Here is a 15,165-nt window from a genome sequence, read left to right as displayed (position 1 = left end):
CACTAATGTCTAATTCGGAAGACGCGATCTTTCATTAGACATTAGTGATTAGTCATTAGTCATTTGCTTGCGACCGCATTTCCCTCGCTTGCGCTTCGGGCTACTATTGGGTCGCTACGCGATCACTTCTTTCACCACGCGGGCCGGTTCGACGCCGGTTAGCTTCATGTCGAGGCCCTGGAACTTCACGCTAAAGCGGTGGTGGTCGATGCCGAGCAAGTGAAGCATCGTGGCGTGGAGGTCGCGGACGTGGACGACGTTTTCGACGGCGTTGTAGCCGAGGTCATCGGTGGCGCCGTGGGTGGTTCCCCCTTTGATCGGTCCGCCGGCCATCCACATGCTGAAGCCTTTGATGTGGTGATCGCGGCCGACGCCCCCTTTGCCTTGGAACATCGGCGTCCGGCCAAATTCGCCACCCCAGACGATCAGCGTATCTTCAAGCATGCCGCGCTGCTTCAGGTCTTGCACCAGCGCGTAGGTCGGCTGATCGGTCAGTCCGCAGCAGACCCCCATGAACTTCTTCAGGTCGCCGTGGTGATCCCAGCCGCGGTGATAGAGGTGAATGAAGCGGACGCCGCGCTCGGCCAGTCGGCGAGCGAGCAAACAGTTTGACGCGAACGAACCGTCGCCCGGCTTGGCGCCGTACATGTCGAGGACGCTTTGCGGTTCGTCCGACATGTCGGTCAGTTCGGGGACCGACATCTGCATTCGGTACGCCATTTCGTAGGCGGAGATGCGGGTGGCGATTTCAGGATCTTGCAACTGATCGAGCCGGTTGCGATTGAGCTGGCCGACGGCGTCGACGATCTGTCGCTGCTGGCCGACGTTGACGCCGGGCGGGTTGCGAACGTAGCTGACCGGATCGCCGGTGGAGCTGAACTCGACCCCTTGGTAACGGCTCGGCAAGAAGCCGGTTCCCCATTGTCGCGACGCGATCGGCTGCGGGTTGCGGCCGCCGACGCTGCTGAGCACGACGAAGCCAGGGAGTTCGTTCGTTTCGCTGCCGAGCCCGTAGTTGATCCAGGCGCCCATCGACGGCCGACCGCTGATCGCGGTGCCGGTATTCATGAAAGTGTGGGCCGGGTCGTGATTGATCTGCTCGGTCACCATCGAGCGAACGACGCAGATGTCGTCCGCCATCTTGGCGTGGTACGGCAGAAAGTCGCTGATCTCCACGCCCCCTTCGCCATACTTGTTGAACTTGGTCATCGCGCCGAGGCATTTCAGCTCTTGCCCTTGCAGCTGCGCGATCGGTTGGCCGGCGGTGTACGACTCCGGCATCGCTTGACCATCCAGGCGAGTCAGTTCCGGCTTGTTGTCGAACGTCTCGAACTGCGACGGACCGCCGGACATGCAGAGGAAGATGACCCGCTTGATCCGCGGCTGGAAGTGGGGAAGTCCCGGCTGACCAGGGATGCCGGCGGCAGGCGCGCTGCCGGCGGCGAGCGAGTCGCCGGCCATCAGCGAAGCGAGTGCAGTCGTACCGAGACCGAAGCCGACATTGGAAAGAAACGTGCGGCGCGAAACGGCGGCGGCTTGGGCGTGGTTGTAAAGGTTCATGCGACTTAGTTCCGGGTAATCGTTTCGTCCAGGTTCAAAATCACGCGGGCAACCTGCGTCCACGCGGCAAGTTCAGCGGCGTTCGCCTTCTTGTCAGGCGGTTGGATTCCAACGTTCAACAAACTGGCCGCCGCTTTCGGATCGGCCTGGTAGATTTCGCGATTGTCGGCCAGCACCTTGGTCAGCACTTCCAACTCCAGCGGCTGCGCGTCGCGCGACAACGCCAGCTGATAGGCGAAGTTGATGCGCTGAGCGTCTTCTTGCGGACCTGCGGTCAGAATGCGATCGGCGAAGGCGCGAGCCGCTTCGACGAAGGTTGGATCGTTCAGCAGGACCAACGCCGCGGTCGGCGTGTTCGATTGCGGACGCTGTGCGGTGCATTCTTCGCGACTCGGCGCGTCGAACGCCTTCAGCATCGGGTGCAAAAACTGACGCTGCCAATGGATGTAAACGCCGCGGCGCCATTGCCGTTCGTTGTCGTTCGCGTGGTACTTCCGCTGCGGGAAATTCAAGTGACGGTAGTAGCCTTCCGGCTGATAGGGGCGAATGCTCGGACCGCCGTATTGCAGATTCAACAGTCCGCTGATCGCCAGGGCGTTGTCGCGAACCATTTCAGCCGGCAGACGATGTCGCGATTGATGGCTGTAGTAGCGGTTGTACGGATCGGCGCTGCGAACCTCGGCGGTCGTTTGCGACGACTGCTGATAGGCGGCGGTCATCACCATTTCTTTGACGATCCGCTTGACGTCCCAGTCGGTCGCAAAGTCGATCGCCAGGTTGTCGAGCAGTTCGGGATGGACCGGCGGTTCTCCCTGGCCGCCGAAATCGTCAAGGCTTTTCGACAAACCGACGCCGTAGAACAAGTACCAGAGGCGATTGACCATCACGCGAGCGGTCAGTCCGCCGGCGCCGTTTTCGACGTCGACGAACCAGTTGGCCAGATCCAAGCGCGTCGCCCGTTCGCCGCCCGCGGCGACTTGGCCCATGAACTCCGGAATGGCCGGAGTCACGATCTCGCCGCTATCGTCGAGCCAGTTGCCGCGCGGCAAAACGCGCATCTCCCGTGGCTTGATCGACTCGGTCACCATCGTCAGCCGAGCGGCGTCGTTCAGCTGTTTGATCGCGTCGACCAGCTTCTTTTCTGCCGGCGACATCGGTGGTTCTTTCGCCGCTTCCTTTTGTTGTTTCTCGTCCGCTTTCACGGCAACTTCGGTCGTCTCGGTCTCTTTGTGCTCGGCTGCTTGCGTTTGACGCAGCGCTGAGAGTTCCGCTTCCAGGCGAGCGAGTTCGGCCCGTTCGCGGCGCGTGTTGACCTTGATCTCCGGCGGACGCTTGGTCGGCAGGGCGTTGCTCCCTTGCGTAAAGTGCTTCGCTTCATCGACGTCAGCGAAGAAGGCGCCGAGGGCGTAGAAGTCTTTGATCGTGTAGGGATCGTACTTGTGATCGTGGCACTGCGCGCAGCCGACGGTGGCGCCCATCCAGACGAGCGAAACGTTCCGGACGCGGTCGGCGGCGTAGATCGCCAAGTATTCCTTTTGCTGGAGCCCCCCTTCGTGCGTCGTTTGCAGCAAGCGGTTGTAGCCGGTGGCGATCTTCTGATCGATCGAACTTTCCGGCAGCAAGTCGCCGGCCAGTTGATCGCGGGTGAACTGATCGAACGGGAGGTTGTCGTTGAACGCGTCGAGGACGTAGTCGCGGTAAGGCGAGATGTTGTGGTCCTGGTCGCCGTGATAGCCGACCGTGTCAGCGTAGCGAACGAGGTCGAGCCAATAGATCGCCATCCGCTCGCCGTAGTGCTGTGAAGCGAGAAGCCGATCGACCACTTTCTCAAACGCTTCGGGGGACTGGTCGGCGACGAAGTCGGCCACTTCCTGCGGAGTCGGGGGCAAGCCGGTCAGGTCGAAGGTGACGCGGCGAAGGAGGGTCACTTTGTCGGCCGCCGGGGCGGGAGTGAGCCCGACGCTTTGCATCTTGTTGAGGAGCAAGCGATCGATCTCGGTATGCGACCAGGCGACGTTATCGACGTTCGGGGCTTCGTGCCGCTGCGGTTGGACATAGGCCCAATAAGGCGCGAACTCGGCGCCTTCTTCGATCCAGCGTTTGAGCAGGGCGACTTCTTCGGCCTTCAGCTTTTTGCCTGACTCGTGCGGGGGCATCTGCATGTCGGCGTCGGTGCTGATGATCCGCTGGTAGAAGTCGCTGCCGTCGAGATCGCCGGGGACGATCGCGTACTCTTTGGCGGAGGCTTCGTCATCCAGGCGGAGATCGGCCTGGCGATGCTTCGAATCGGGACCGTGGCAGTAGAAGCAATTCTCGGAGAGAATCGGCCGCACGTCCCGGTTGTAGTCGAGCTTTTTCTGGGCCAGCGCCGGCGATGCGATCAGCACCGCAAAAGTGACGCAAGCGATTCGAGCAAGAGAGTTCATGGGCATGGATCGGGAAGGAGCTTATTGGCGGGAAGAGGCGCCGGTCATGATCTGGTAGTGACGCTCGACGTCTGCCGTCGAAAGCGCCGCAGGATAAATCGCCACTTCGTCGAGTTGGCCGTCGAATTGACGACTGGGACGAAGGGTATCGAGCTGACCGAGCACGGCGGTGTAGGGTTCTTCATCTTTGATCGTAAGGGTATCGAAAACCTGACGCAACTTTCCATTCAGATAGAGGGCGATCCCCTCTGCCGACTTCACCGCAACCAGGTGGTGCCATAGCCCCGGCGTGCAGCTCTCGGCGCTAAAGACGTTCATGCCGCCGTCGTACGAGTTCGACGGATAGCGGTACAAAAACCGCATCGTCGCCGGGCGATGGACCAGGTTCGTATGGTTAGCGTATTCGAGCACCGCCAGGTGGCGTTCTCGGTTTACCGCCATTTGTCCATCTGGCAAGAGGCCGAGGATCGTCCCCCAGTGCATTCGATTGGGACGGACCCACATTTCGAGGGTGAAATCGCCGGCGTTCAAATCTGCCAGCGGTTCGGTCAATTTGAAATAGCGGCTGCGAGGGCTCGGCTCAAAGTGGAGCGAGCCGCGCTCAACCTTCACCGAGTCGTCGTCGCTGCGCACCAAACCGGCGTAACGATCCGATACGACGTTCCGGACCAGGTCCCCTTGTTGCTGCTGCGGCTCGAAACGCCAATAGACGAGCGGACGATCGGCGAGAATCGCGGCGGCGTATTCGTCAGTGACGCTCAGCGACATTTCGTCGATCGGCAAAACTCGCACGCGATCCGATTGGGCGAAAGAAGCGGCGGTTACCTCGATCGACTTGTCGGCGAAGCGGGCGGTCTGATCGGCTTTGACCAGTTCATTGAGCAGCGTATCGCCGCTTTCTCCCAAGAGCGAGGTCATCACCTCCCCTTCGTAGACGTCGATCGTCGCCGCGTGCGCATCAGGAGCGGAGTAGGCGAATTCGCTGCCGCTGGCGGCGATCGCCGAAACAGGACCGTTGAGCGTAAAGTCGCCGGCGTCGGGAGGAACGACCGCCGCCGCGCTGCCGTAAATCAGCGTGGCGCTGTCCGGGGTCAGCAGATGCATTTCGGCGGGACCGCTGAGGCGAACGATGACGCCGGAGAGAAACTCGATTTGCAGTGCGCCGGCGCCGATCCGCAGCGAACCAGGTTTCACCCGGGCGCCAACTTGGATCGATTCGTCGGCCGTTGTCAGCTCGCCTTCGAGCTGCGTCGCGACGGCGACGGCACGTAGTCCGCGGAGCTGCGCTTCGACATATTCGAGCTGCGGCGCTGTGCTCGCCACGCGATCTTCGCGGAGCAGGACCAGCGCCAACATCGTGGTGATGAGCAGCAACGAAGCGGCGAGGGCGAGCGCTCCGAGCCAAACGTAACGAGGCGTTTGCGGCGGGCTGGGCCAATCGACCGGGATCGAACTGAGGTGACGTTCGATTTCGCCGTCGAGATCGACCTGCTCGACGTAAGCCTGGCGAAACGCATCGTCGGTCAGCAGACGCTGCTCGAGCGCGGCGAACTCGGCGGCCGACAAGTCGCCGGAGGCGAGACGTGCGGCGGCGGCGAGCGCTTCGTTATCGAGTTGGCGAGAATTCGGTTGCATGAAAGCCCGGGGGTTATTCTTCGGCGAGCGCCGCATGGTGGCGAACGCACTGCGCCAAACGATCGCGGATGCGATCGAGTCGGCGATAGAGAGTCTTGGTAGTCGTTTGCAGTTGGTCGGCGATCATGCCGATGGTGGTGGTCGTTTCGTAACGCGTGCGGAGCAGGTTCAACTCGTCGGCCGATAGTTTTTTCATACAGCCTTGCAAGGCGCGGCTGCGGGCTTCCAGTTTGCTGGTCGATGCGGCGTGGGTGTCGGCGACCGCTTGCAGCACCTCTTCCGAAAAGACCATCCGGTCGCGCGCCGCTTTGCGGCGGAACTTGAGGACCTCGAAGTAGGCGAACTTCTGCGCCCAGGGGAGGAACTCCCGCTGCGGATCGTACTGGTCGAACTTTTCCCACAACTCGATCGCCGTCGCTTGCCAGACTTCTTCGACATCGTCGATGCGAGGAAGCATGCTGCGGATGTAGCCCGACAGCGCCCGCTCGTGCTTCACGATCAACTCGACGAACGGCGTCGGATCGGGATGTTCGGCGGAAGGGTCAGGCATGAACTGGCAATTTGTCTGATCGGGGAAAAATCGGCCAGCGGCGGGCCTTCCCTATTATTCTCCGCGCCAGCGTCGAATTCCCCGCGCACCCTTGCGCTTCTGGACAAAAACTTGCCGTCCGCCCAATTAATTAGCAGTCAAACGGAAAAAAGAAGAAAAAGCGAGGGGGAATTCCGAGAGGAGCGGTGGATTAAGTATTGATCCATCTTTTGGGCCTTATTCTAGTTTCTCTTCAATTGCAGGGACTTTTCTATGACACCCTCGAAAAACCGAGGCGGTTTTACGCTCGTTGAGCTGTTGGTCGTGATCGCGATCATCGGCGTGTTGATCGCTCTATTGTTGCCGGCCGTGCAGCAAGCGCGGGAAGCGGCTCGGCGGATGTCGTGCACGAACAACCAGAAGCAGATCGGGCTGGCGATGCACAACTATCACGACACCCATCTCAACTTTCCGCCGGGATCGTTCGTCGACATCAATAACTGGTTGCCGGGCATCGGACATTCCAACAAGATGCGTTACGGCTGGATGCAAGTGATCCTGCCGATGATGGAACAGACCGCGATCTATGACAAGTTCATGGAAGAAGTGCATGGCGCTTCGCCGGTCTATGCGTGGGAGACTTCGATCCGCGCGAACGTGATCGAAGGTTTTCTCTGTCCTTCGGATCCCAACGGTGGGAAGATTACCAACGGAAGCTACGGATTCGCCGGCAATTATCTCGCTTTCTCTGGGCTCGATGGTCTGTATAACCTCGGTCGGGATGAAGATGGGATCTTCTATTGCGCCTCGAAGACCCGATTCGCCGACATTCTGGACGGAACGACCAACACGGCGCTGGTCGGCGAGATCTTGGTAGTTCCGGATCAAGGAACCAGCCATGATCGCCGCGGCAGCTATTATGTCGGCACGACCGGCGGCGGCAATCTGATCCTCACAACTTACTTCAATCCGAACTCCAAGGCGCCGACCTCTTCGGATCGTCAGGCGTCCGGCAACTTCATCAGTACCGAACGGGCGCCTTGCGCCGGCCCGACGAGCGGCGGCTTCTATCGTTGCACATCGCGCAGTTACCACACTGGCGGCGTGAACGTCACGATGGCCGACGGTTCGGTTCGATTCATCGCGGAAACGGTTGATAATCCGATCTGGGCTGCGCTGGGAACGCGTGCGGGTGGCGAAATTCCGCAAGGCAACTAAGGCGATAGGCGTTTTCCTTTTCTCCCTGCTGTTTTGCGGTGACCGACCATCGACGGCGCCGCAAAATGTAATTCGAAAGTACCGACGGATGACGAAAACATACCGATTTTGCTTGTGGCTGCTGACGGTCGCCACGACGGTTTCGTTCGGCTGCAGCTATGATTCTGGCCCGCCGAAGTATCCCGTATCGGGAATGGTCACCTACCAAGGAGATCCGATTCCCGACGGCATGATTGTCTTTTTCCCGACCGAGCCGGGCGGGGGCGCTCAGGTGGGAGTCAAGATTGTCGACGGCAAGTACGCCGGGAAAACGACGGACGGCGTAATGCGGGTCTACGTCGAAGCGAGCCGGCCTGGTCCAATGGTCAAGGACGATATGGGGGTGATGCACGAGTCGCTCGACTGGTACATACCCTCCAAATACAACGATCAGTCGACGCTGACCTGCGAGATTCTGCCGGAAGATAACAAAGAACTCAACTTCGATCTCAAGTGAACTCGTAGGTTGGGTGCGGCAGGCGGGGAACAGCTCAGGCTTTGTCTTAAAGCGTCGTTCGTTTGCGTCGATCAGCAGGCGTCGCAAGCGAATCGCTGGAGAACGTTTCGCTGCACCCAACCTTTTTTACTTCGCCAAGAGCCGCGCGATCTTTCGCCCGGTCGTGCTGAGGGCGAAGTCATGCAGCTGGGCGACCGCCGCCCAGACGAGCGGAGCGGCGTCATCTTTGCGCAGGCGGCCCGACGCTCCTTCCGCTTCGTGGCAGTGGAGCGTGATCCGGTAGCGCGTCACCCCATGCTTGATCGTCGTCAGGCGTGAGCCGATCGCGGCGGTCAGCCCAGTTCGCGCTTGCAGTTGCGATGCGAGTTCGCCGCTGAGGAGCTCCGCTTCGCTGGCGACGTGAAAGCGGGGGAAATCCCAAAGCCCGGCCCAGCGTTCGTCGGGACCGCACTGGCGAAGCAGGACTTCTTTCTTTCGCCGCACGACGATCGCCACTTCCAAGCGGTCTTCGTACTGCATCTTCTTTTTGGCGGCCGGGATCTCGGCGACCCCTTTCTCTTGCCGCGCGCGGCAGAGGGTGGCGACGGGACAGACTTCGCACTGCGGATTGCGCGGAGTGCAGATCTCGCTGCCGAGTTCCATCAGCGCCTGGTTGAAGCTGCTGACGTTTTCGTTGGGGAGGATATGCTCGGCGAATTGCCAGAGGAGTCGCTGGCCGGCCGTTTTGGTCGGATCTTCGCGATAGGCCAAGAGCCGCGCGTGGAGACGGATGGTGTTCGCTTCGAGGATCGGCGCTTGCGCGTCGTACGCAATCGAGCAGATCGCCCCGGCGGTGTACCGTCCGATGCCAGGGAGCGCGAGGACCGCGTCGAAGTCGCGGGGGAATTGGCCAGCGTGCAGCTCGACGATCTGTTGGGCGGCGGCGTGCAGTTGGCGAGCGCGGCGATAATAGCCGAGCCCTTCCCAGAGCCGCAGCACTTCCGCTTCGTCGGCGGCGGCCAGGTCGGCGACCGTGGGGAACGCGGCGACGAACCGCTGGAAGTAGGCCCGGACGGTAGCGACCTGGGTCTGCTGGAGCATGATCTCGCTGATCCAGATCCGGTAGGGATCGCGATTTTCCCGCCAGGGAAGATCGCGGGCGGCCCCAGCGTACCAAGCGAGCGTTTGCCGCTGAAACTTGCGGAGCCAGGCCGTGTTGGGCAACGTCGGAAGAGGGGTGGCGAGAGCGTCCATGCGAAGCGGAGAAGCGTTTTGTTTGCGGGTCGGTTTAGGGTTAAAGTATAGCGGAAGTCGCCAAAGTTTTTTCCTCCAAGATTTTGACCGCCGCGACGAATCTCCTTCCGATTGTCGAAATCTCCCCTTGAAGAGACCCCATGGAAGCGGAAATTCCCACTCCCGAAAACCGTACGATGGCGATGCTCTGCCATTTGCTGTCGTTTTCCGGCTATGTCATCCCGATTCCGCTGGTGGCGGTCATCGCGCCGCTGATCTTGTGGTCGATGAAAAAGGAGGAGTCGGAGTTCATCGATCACCATGGCCGCGAGTCGATCAATTTTCAGCTGTCGATTCTGATTTACGTGACGATCGGCGTGGTTCTGATTTGCGCGTACGTGGGGTTCCTGTTGCTCCCGGCGATCGGCGCCTTCGCCATCGTGATGCCGATCATTGCAGCGGTCAAAGCGAACCAAGGGGAATGGTATCGGTATCCCCTCTGCATCCGCTTCTTCTAGAATTTTCGGGTCCTCCCAGGGTGTTCGTATCGCGCCTCGTCGCTACGATAAGGCAGACCGACGAAAAAACGCATCGATAATGGGTGGCACTGCTGGACAAGCCAGCAGTGCCACCCGTGTTCCCAAACCAAAGCGATTCAACATGGAGAGTCCAACAATGGCCGATTGGGTTGAAGAAGGGAAAAAAGCCCCTGCGTTTACGCTCGCTGCGGATGACGGCACGAAAGTGAAACTGGCTGACCTGGCCGGCTCACCGGTCGTTCTCTACTTCTATCCGAAGGACGACACCCCTGGCTGCACCAAAGAAGCGTGCGCCTTCCGCGATCAAAAGAAAGAGCTGACCAAGCGCGGCGCGAAGGTCTACGGAGTCAGCCCCGACGGCGTTGAGAGCCACGTCAAGTTTCGCGACAAGTACCAGCTCAACTTTCCGCTACTGGCCGACGTCGATCACAAGGTGGCCGAGAAGTACGGCGCGTGGCGCGAAAAGAACATGTACGGCAAGGTGACGATGGGCATTCAGCGCAGCACCTTCCTGATCGACGGCAGCGGCAAAGTTGCGAAGGTCTGGAAACGGGTCCAAGTCGACGGACACGATCAGAAAGTGATCGAAGCGTTGGATGAGTTGTTGAAGAAGTAGGAATCATCTACGTCATGCTCTTGCGACGAAGAGATCGTGAGAGCATGACGCGTAGAGTTCACTTTCCCTCCCCTGCTCTCTTGCGTCGGCGGGCTTCTTCCGCGTAGGCGATCGCCTCTTCTCTTTGACGCGCAGCGGCGCGGCGCATTCGCATCAGCTCGCTGTTGATCAGCGGAATATGCGCGACGGCGTAGAGGGCGACGCCGCCAAAGTAGATCGCGTAGAACCAGAAGAACTCCTCGCTGTAAGGGAGGAGTCGAAAGAAGGCGGCGATCACGCTGACCAGCATCATCAGCAACATCAAGTGACGCAACGTAAACTGATAACGAGAGGGGGTCACGTCTGACGGGCTGCTAGCGGAGTCGAATTCCTCTTCCGGCGGTTGGTTCACGGAACTCCTCGACTGCTAGCGGAATTTGCCGACTTTGCGGATTGGGTAAAGTTTGGCGGTCCGCGGGTCGATCAAAAGAAGACGAGCCGTTATTGTACCCCGTCGCCGCCCCCTAATCGAATTCTTGGTAACGCATGGCTGATTTCACCGCGAAGATCAAGGAACAAGTCGTCGCCGCTTGCCAGGTTGGCAAAGATGAAGCGAGCGAAGCGCTGAGCCGTGCGCTGGGAAGTTCGATGACGCTGGAAGTTGGCGAAGCCGGGGCCTATTCGGCCGCCGTCGCCCAGGAAGAAGCCGGTTTGGCGATCTTGTTGAAGGTCGATCTGGAAGCGGCGGTCATCCTGATTCCGGAGTCGAGCGGGCTGTTGCCTGATTGGTACGCGGCGCCCGATCCGACCGGCGAAAGCAAGCTGGCGACTCTGGCCCAAGAGCTGGGGATGCTGCTGCTGCCGGAAGAGTTCATGCCGCTCGACTTCAAAGCGGGGAAGATCGAGAACATCCGGGCCGGTTTGAAGAAGGCAGGCTGCGGCGACGCTTCGGCCTGCGTCAGTTTGCCGCTCTCGGGCGAAAACGGATCGGGCGAGGCGCTCCTCGTATGGCCGGCGCCGCAGGGAGATGCGATCTTTAAATCGAGCGCCGCTCCGCAGCAACCGACCGACACCCCGAAGAACGATCCGAAGTTGAACGTCGAAGAAAAGCCGAAACCGGCTGCGGCGACTCCTCCGCCGCCGCAGCGAACGGGAGCGGCCGACTATCACCAGCTTCCTAACTATGCGAAGAGCTTGCTGAAGATCGCCGTCGAAGTGAACGTCACGCTGGCGACGAAGAAGATGCGAATCAGCGAGATCACCGAACTGGGGATCGGCTCGATCATTCAGTTCGACAAATCGTGCGAAGAGTCGATCGATCTGGAAGTGGGAGAACACCGCATCGCCCAAGGAGAAGCGGTGAAGATCGGCGACAAGTTCGGCATGCGCGTGACCAACGTCCTGCTGCCGGAAGAACGGTTTATCTCGATCAAAGGCAACCGCCGCGTGCGTTAGTTGCGCGGCGTGAGGGTAATCACACTAACCCGAGGCGCAAGCCGAGGGAATGCGGTTCCATGATCACTGAAAGCCGACCGTTCGATTGTGGCCAGAACTGGAATCGTCTCTTGTTCGACGCTCCGTCACGCTTTCCCTCGGCTTGCGCCTCGGGTTAGTGTGAGCTCTGTTAGCCGCTTTTGCCGCTGCGGTAGTGCGAGTCGGTTCGTTTGCTCGGATCGCTGTGGCCGTTTTCGTTGTGGCCATTTTCGCCGCGATGGATTGCGACCGGAATCACGGCCGGCGCGTCGAGATCGTCGTCCGATTCCGGTTCGCTGGGCGTTTCGCCATCGCTGGGACCGCCGCTGAGGTGGGCTTTCCTATCCGGACGGAACATCGAGCCGAGCGGGCCTGCCAAGAGCGCCGGTAGGAATACCAAGTCGCCCAAGAGCGCCGCTGCAAGGAGCGAAACCATCAAGTAGCCGAAACGCTGCGTCGGCGTAAACGAACTGACGGCGAAGACCGCGAGCCCCAAACCGCCGATGATCGTGGTTTGCATCATCGCGACGGCGCAGCGGCGGTACGCTTCGCGAATCGCGTCGCCGCGGTTTAAGCCTTTATCGAGGCCCCAGCGGAACCAGGTGAGGAAGTGGATCGTATCGTCGACCGCGATCCCCATCGCGACGCTGGCGGTCATCATCGTACCGATGTCGACTTCGATGCCGGCCATCCCCATGAAGCCGAAGATCAGCACCACCGGGAAGACGTTCGGCAACATCGAAACGATGCCAGCGCGGACGCTCTTCAGCACCCAGGCCATCACCAGCGCGATCAGGCCGAAGGCCCAAAGCGTGCTTTCGACCAAGCTCGACAACAGCGTACGGGCCGCCTTGTAAACGACCGGTACGACGCCGGTGTAGACGATCGTGAGCTGAGGGAGATCCGGATCGGTCACCGCGTATTGCGGCGCGGTGGGATCGTATTGATATTCGGTCGCGTAGATCAGCGTCTTGCCGGCCGCTTTGATCGCGTCCAGGTCATACTTCGGCGAATCGGCGACGACGACGAAGTACTGGTCCCGCTTCATTAGCAAGTCGAGTCGCGCCTGCGAGTTTCCATCCGGATGCTCGGCGTTGCCGATCGGGTCGAAGTAGTTGACGCTCAAGCGGGCGTTAATCAGCAAATCGCGCAGGGTCATCGCGTAGATCTGTTGCGGATCGAGCGTGTACGCGACAGGTTCGCCCGCATCGCGCTTTGCTTTTTGTTCGTCATAGGCCATGAAGTTGGGGCCCAGGATGGTCACGCGTTCGGTGACGAAACCTTTGCCGTCGTTCGCCTTGTCGATCGTCCGCAAGATTTCGTCCCGCTTGCGATAGGCGGCCATCACCGGCTCGGCGATCTCGCGCAGATCCGTAACGAAGCGGCCGTATTCGATATCTTGCAGCGCCCCCAAGCGGAGACTGACGCGCCACAGCTCGGCGCCGTCCGCTTCCTGGCGGAGATAGTCGGTCTTGAGGAACTCTTCGCGATGCTCTTCCAAGCGGCGGTTGTAAGCGCCCCGGATGGCGAAGTCGCGCGTCGTGCCGCCCGATTCCGGCAGTTCGGGAGCGAAGGTGGCGACGCTCATGCCGTTGCCGACCAGGTCGCGCCCTTGCGGCCCCAGCACATCTTCCACCGCGTTCTGCACGCGCTGGGCCATCTCCATCCGTTCGAGGAACGTGTATTTGAATTTTTCTTCCGCGACTTGTTCCGCATCGGCCGGCGGTTCGTTGCCGCTGGTTCCCTGTAGCTGCGGTTCGACGCGAACGACCAGTTCCATCGGCACCAGTTTGCCGATGTGCTGTTCCAGCCAGGCGTAGTCCTGGATGATTTCGGAGCCGCCGTCGAACATCTTCAAGAGCTGGACCGACGTTTTGATCTGGGTCAGCCCATAGCCGAAGATGATGAACGACAGGAAGCAGAGCCCGGCGACCAGCGTGCTGCGTGCGACGATAAAATCGGCGACGCGAAGGCTGAAGTTTTCCATCCAGACGGTCAGCGGCGACTTGGCTTGCAGGGCGCCCTCTTTTGACTTTTTCAGCTTGGGCGGCCATTGCTGCAGCGCGGCGGGCAGATAGGTGAACAACAGCGCCAACGTCGCCATCACGCCGAGGGCGGAGAAGATGCCGAACTTCTTGATCGGGGCGATGTTGCTGGTCGCCAGCGATCCAAGACCAAGCGCGGTCGTCAGTGCGGCGATCAAGCAGGGACGCCAGCCGTGGGCGACCGCCATTTCAGGCGCCCCATCCAGGCCCTCTTCTTCGACCGCGTCTTTGTAGTAGTTGATGATGTGGATCGCACCCGCCAGACCGAGGACGTAAACCACCGCCGGCATCGACATGAGCACCGCATCCGGTGCGCTGCCGAGCCAGTAGACGAGCGACATGCTGGTGATCGCACTCACCCCGCCGACGAAGAAGACCATGATCGTCAGCTTGATGCTGCGCAAGCAGAGGTATGACAGGAAGACGCCGACCGCGACCGCGAAGAGAACCAAACGAGCCAGCGTGATTTCCCCTTCTTCGTCGATCGCGACGTTGTCGACCGGCGGACCGCCGAGATGGAGTTCGTCCTGCGAAATGCCCGCTTCGATGGCGAGCTCGCGCAGACGACCAAGCGGACGTCCCATGAAGCCGCGACCGAGCGTCCGTCGCAAGTCGACCTTGCCGGCGTCGCTCAAGGTGGCGATCAAACAAGTTTGTTCGCCGTCCGGGCCAAACAGCACGCCTTGCAGTCGTTCGTGGGCGATCCGATTCGCTTCGGCCAGATCTTCACCATTGGCGTTCTCTTCATCGCGAAGAAGCGAGCCGCCGGGCTCGGCGAGTTGCGCCAGAACCTGCGGACCGGTGACGACCGACTTGAAGAGATGCGCCTGGAGCGTCGCGGGACGCTTGTAATACTTCTTGTCGACGGTGGCGGCGTATTCGCCGGAGAGTTTATTGCCGCCGGTCAGCAGACGTTCGCCGCTGCGATACATCGCGCCGAGCATGGTGCTGCCGCCGTTCCAACTGCGCAGTTCGCCATCGGGAAGGAGGTAGTACCATTTTTCGCCGGTTCCCTTAAACCACTTTTCTTCCTCGCCGCCCCAGTTTTCGTAGAGGTTGCCGGTGAGGTAGAGTCCGTAGCGATCGCCGGCGAAGTTCTGGTCATGCCCGGCGACTTGGGCGCCGAACTTTTTATCGCCGTCGGTCGGCGCGGTGGGGACCAGTTTTTCGGCCAGCAGTTGTAAACGTTGATCGTCGGCGGAGCACCCTTCCCAGCTGATCAGCACGAACTGTTCGCCGAGGAAGTGATCGCGGAACCAGGAGAGGTCTTTCGTTTCGCTAAAGTCGTCCGGCAGCCAATCTTTGACGTCATTCTTCATCCGTTCCAGAGAGAGCCGCGCACCCCGCAGGGCGAACGGAATCAGGAAGAAGACTGCCATCAAAATGAGCAGAGAGTAACGTTGGAAAAACGTAGGACGGCGATCTTGCATGGACATC

At 60.4% G+C, this 15,165-nt stretch carries 12 protein-coding genes; 5 read left to right on the top strand and 7 right to left on the bottom strand.

Translation table 11 applies throughout. From position 1 onward, the window contains the following. Positions 1 to 114: 114 nt before the first annotated feature. The 4 genes from LOC68_RS14410 to LOC68_RS14395 are packed head-to-tail and all read right to left on the bottom strand — an operon-like array spanning position 115 to position 6,171. The gene (locus tag LOC68_RS14410; RefSeq protein WP_230219971.1) at positions 115 to 1,560 is read right to left on the bottom strand and encodes a DUF1501 domain-containing protein; all 1,446 of its coding nucleotides are present in this window, start codon (positions 1,558 to 1,560) and stop codon (positions 115 to 117) included. Positions 1,561 to 1,565: 5 nt separating this feature from the next. Then, positions 1,566 to 3,986, bottom strand: coding sequence for a PSD1 and planctomycete cytochrome C domain-containing protein (locus LOC68_RS14405; protein WP_230219969.1), 2,421 nt, complete (start codon positions 3,984 to 3,986; stop codon positions 1,566 to 1,568). 21 nt (positions 3,987 to 4,007) lie between these two features. After that, positions 4,008 to 5,621, bottom strand: a complete 1,614-nt coding sequence (locus LOC68_RS14400) for a LamG domain-containing protein (RefSeq protein ID WP_230219967.1) — start codon at positions 5,619 to 5,621, stop codon at positions 4,008 to 4,010. Positions 5,622 to 5,634: 13 nt separating this feature from the next. Continuing rightward, on the bottom strand, positions 5,635 to 6,171 hold the full coding sequence (locus tag LOC68_RS14395; RefSeq protein WP_230219959.1) for a sigma-70 family RNA polymerase sigma factor: 537 nt from the start codon (positions 6,169 to 6,171) through the stop codon (positions 5,635 to 5,637). A gap of 252 nt (positions 6,172 to 6,423) precedes the next feature. Between LOC68_RS14395 and LOC68_RS14390 the strand changes: the two genes are divergently transcribed. Both LOC68_RS14390 and LOC68_RS14385 read left to right on the top strand, forming a co-directional pair. Continuing rightward, positions 6,424 to 7,368: a DUF1559 domain-containing protein gene (locus LOC68_RS14390; RefSeq protein ID WP_230219957.1), complete on the top strand. Its 945-nt coding sequence runs from the start codon at positions 6,424 to 6,426 to the stop codon at positions 7,366 to 7,368. A gap of 88 nt (positions 7,369 to 7,456) precedes the next feature. After that, positions 7,457 to 7,864, top strand: coding sequence for a hypothetical protein (locus tag LOC68_RS14385; protein WP_230219949.1), 408 nt, complete (start codon positions 7,457 to 7,459; stop codon positions 7,862 to 7,864). A gap of 126 nt (positions 7,865 to 7,990) precedes the next feature. On the opposite strand, the gene mutY is transcribed toward LOC68_RS14385, so the two are convergent. Next, positions 7,991 to 9,097 (bottom strand): A/G-specific adenine glycosylase, encoded by a 1,107-nt coding sequence (mutY, locus tag LOC68_RS14380; RefSeq protein ID WP_230219947.1) that lies wholly within the window; start codon positions 9,095 to 9,097, stop codon positions 7,991 to 7,993. A gap of 140 nt (positions 9,098 to 9,237) precedes the next feature. Here mutY and LOC68_RS14375 point away from each other — a divergent pair, with 140 nt between their 5' ends. Then, the gene (locus tag LOC68_RS14375) at positions 9,238 to 9,594 is read left to right on the top strand and encodes a DUF4870 domain-containing protein (protein ID WP_230219945.1); all 357 of its coding nucleotides are present in this window, start codon (positions 9,238 to 9,240) and stop codon (positions 9,592 to 9,594) included. Between the two features lie 157 nt (positions 9,595 to 9,751). Further along, on the top strand, positions 9,752 to 10,231 hold the full coding sequence (gene bcp / locus LOC68_RS14370) for a thioredoxin-dependent thiol peroxidase (RefSeq protein ID WP_230219943.1): 480 nt from the start codon (positions 9,752 to 9,754) through the stop codon (positions 10,229 to 10,231). Positions 10,232 to 10,289: 58 nt separating this feature from the next. On the opposite strand, the gene LOC68_RS14365 is transcribed toward bcp, so the two are convergent. Next, complete coding sequence (locus LOC68_RS14365; RefSeq protein ID WP_230219942.1) at positions 10,290 to 10,622, bottom strand: hypothetical protein; 333 nt, start codon at positions 10,620 to 10,622, stop codon at positions 10,290 to 10,292. Between the two features lie 134 nt (positions 10,623 to 10,756). On the opposite strand from LOC68_RS14365, the gene LOC68_RS14360 reads away from it, so the two are divergent. Continuing rightward, positions 10,757 to 11,665 carry a FliM/FliN family flagellar motor switch protein gene (locus tag LOC68_RS14360; RefSeq protein WP_230219940.1) on the top strand — a complete coding sequence of 303 codons (909 nt, stop codon included), beginning with the start codon at positions 10,757 to 10,759 and terminating at the stop codon, positions 11,663 to 11,665. Between the two features lie 169 nt (positions 11,666 to 11,834). On the opposite strand, the gene LOC68_RS14355 is transcribed toward LOC68_RS14360, so the two are convergent. Beyond that, a complete protein-coding gene (locus LOC68_RS14355) occupies positions 11,835 to 15,158 on the bottom strand; it encodes an efflux RND transporter permease subunit (protein WP_230219938.1) in 3,324 nt (1,107 codons plus the stop codon). Between the last annotated feature and the right edge of the window lie 7 nt (positions 15,159 to 15,165).

Origin of the sequence: Blastopirellula sediminis (genome assembly GCF_020966755.1) — a bacterium.
In the GTDB taxonomy this organism is placed as follows: domain Bacteria; phylum Planctomycetota; class Planctomycetia; order Pirellulales; family Pirellulaceae; genus Blastopirellula; species Blastopirellula sediminis.
The sequence above is the reverse complement of the archived record's forward strand: the minus strand, read 5'-3'. Positions and strand labels throughout refer to the sequence as shown.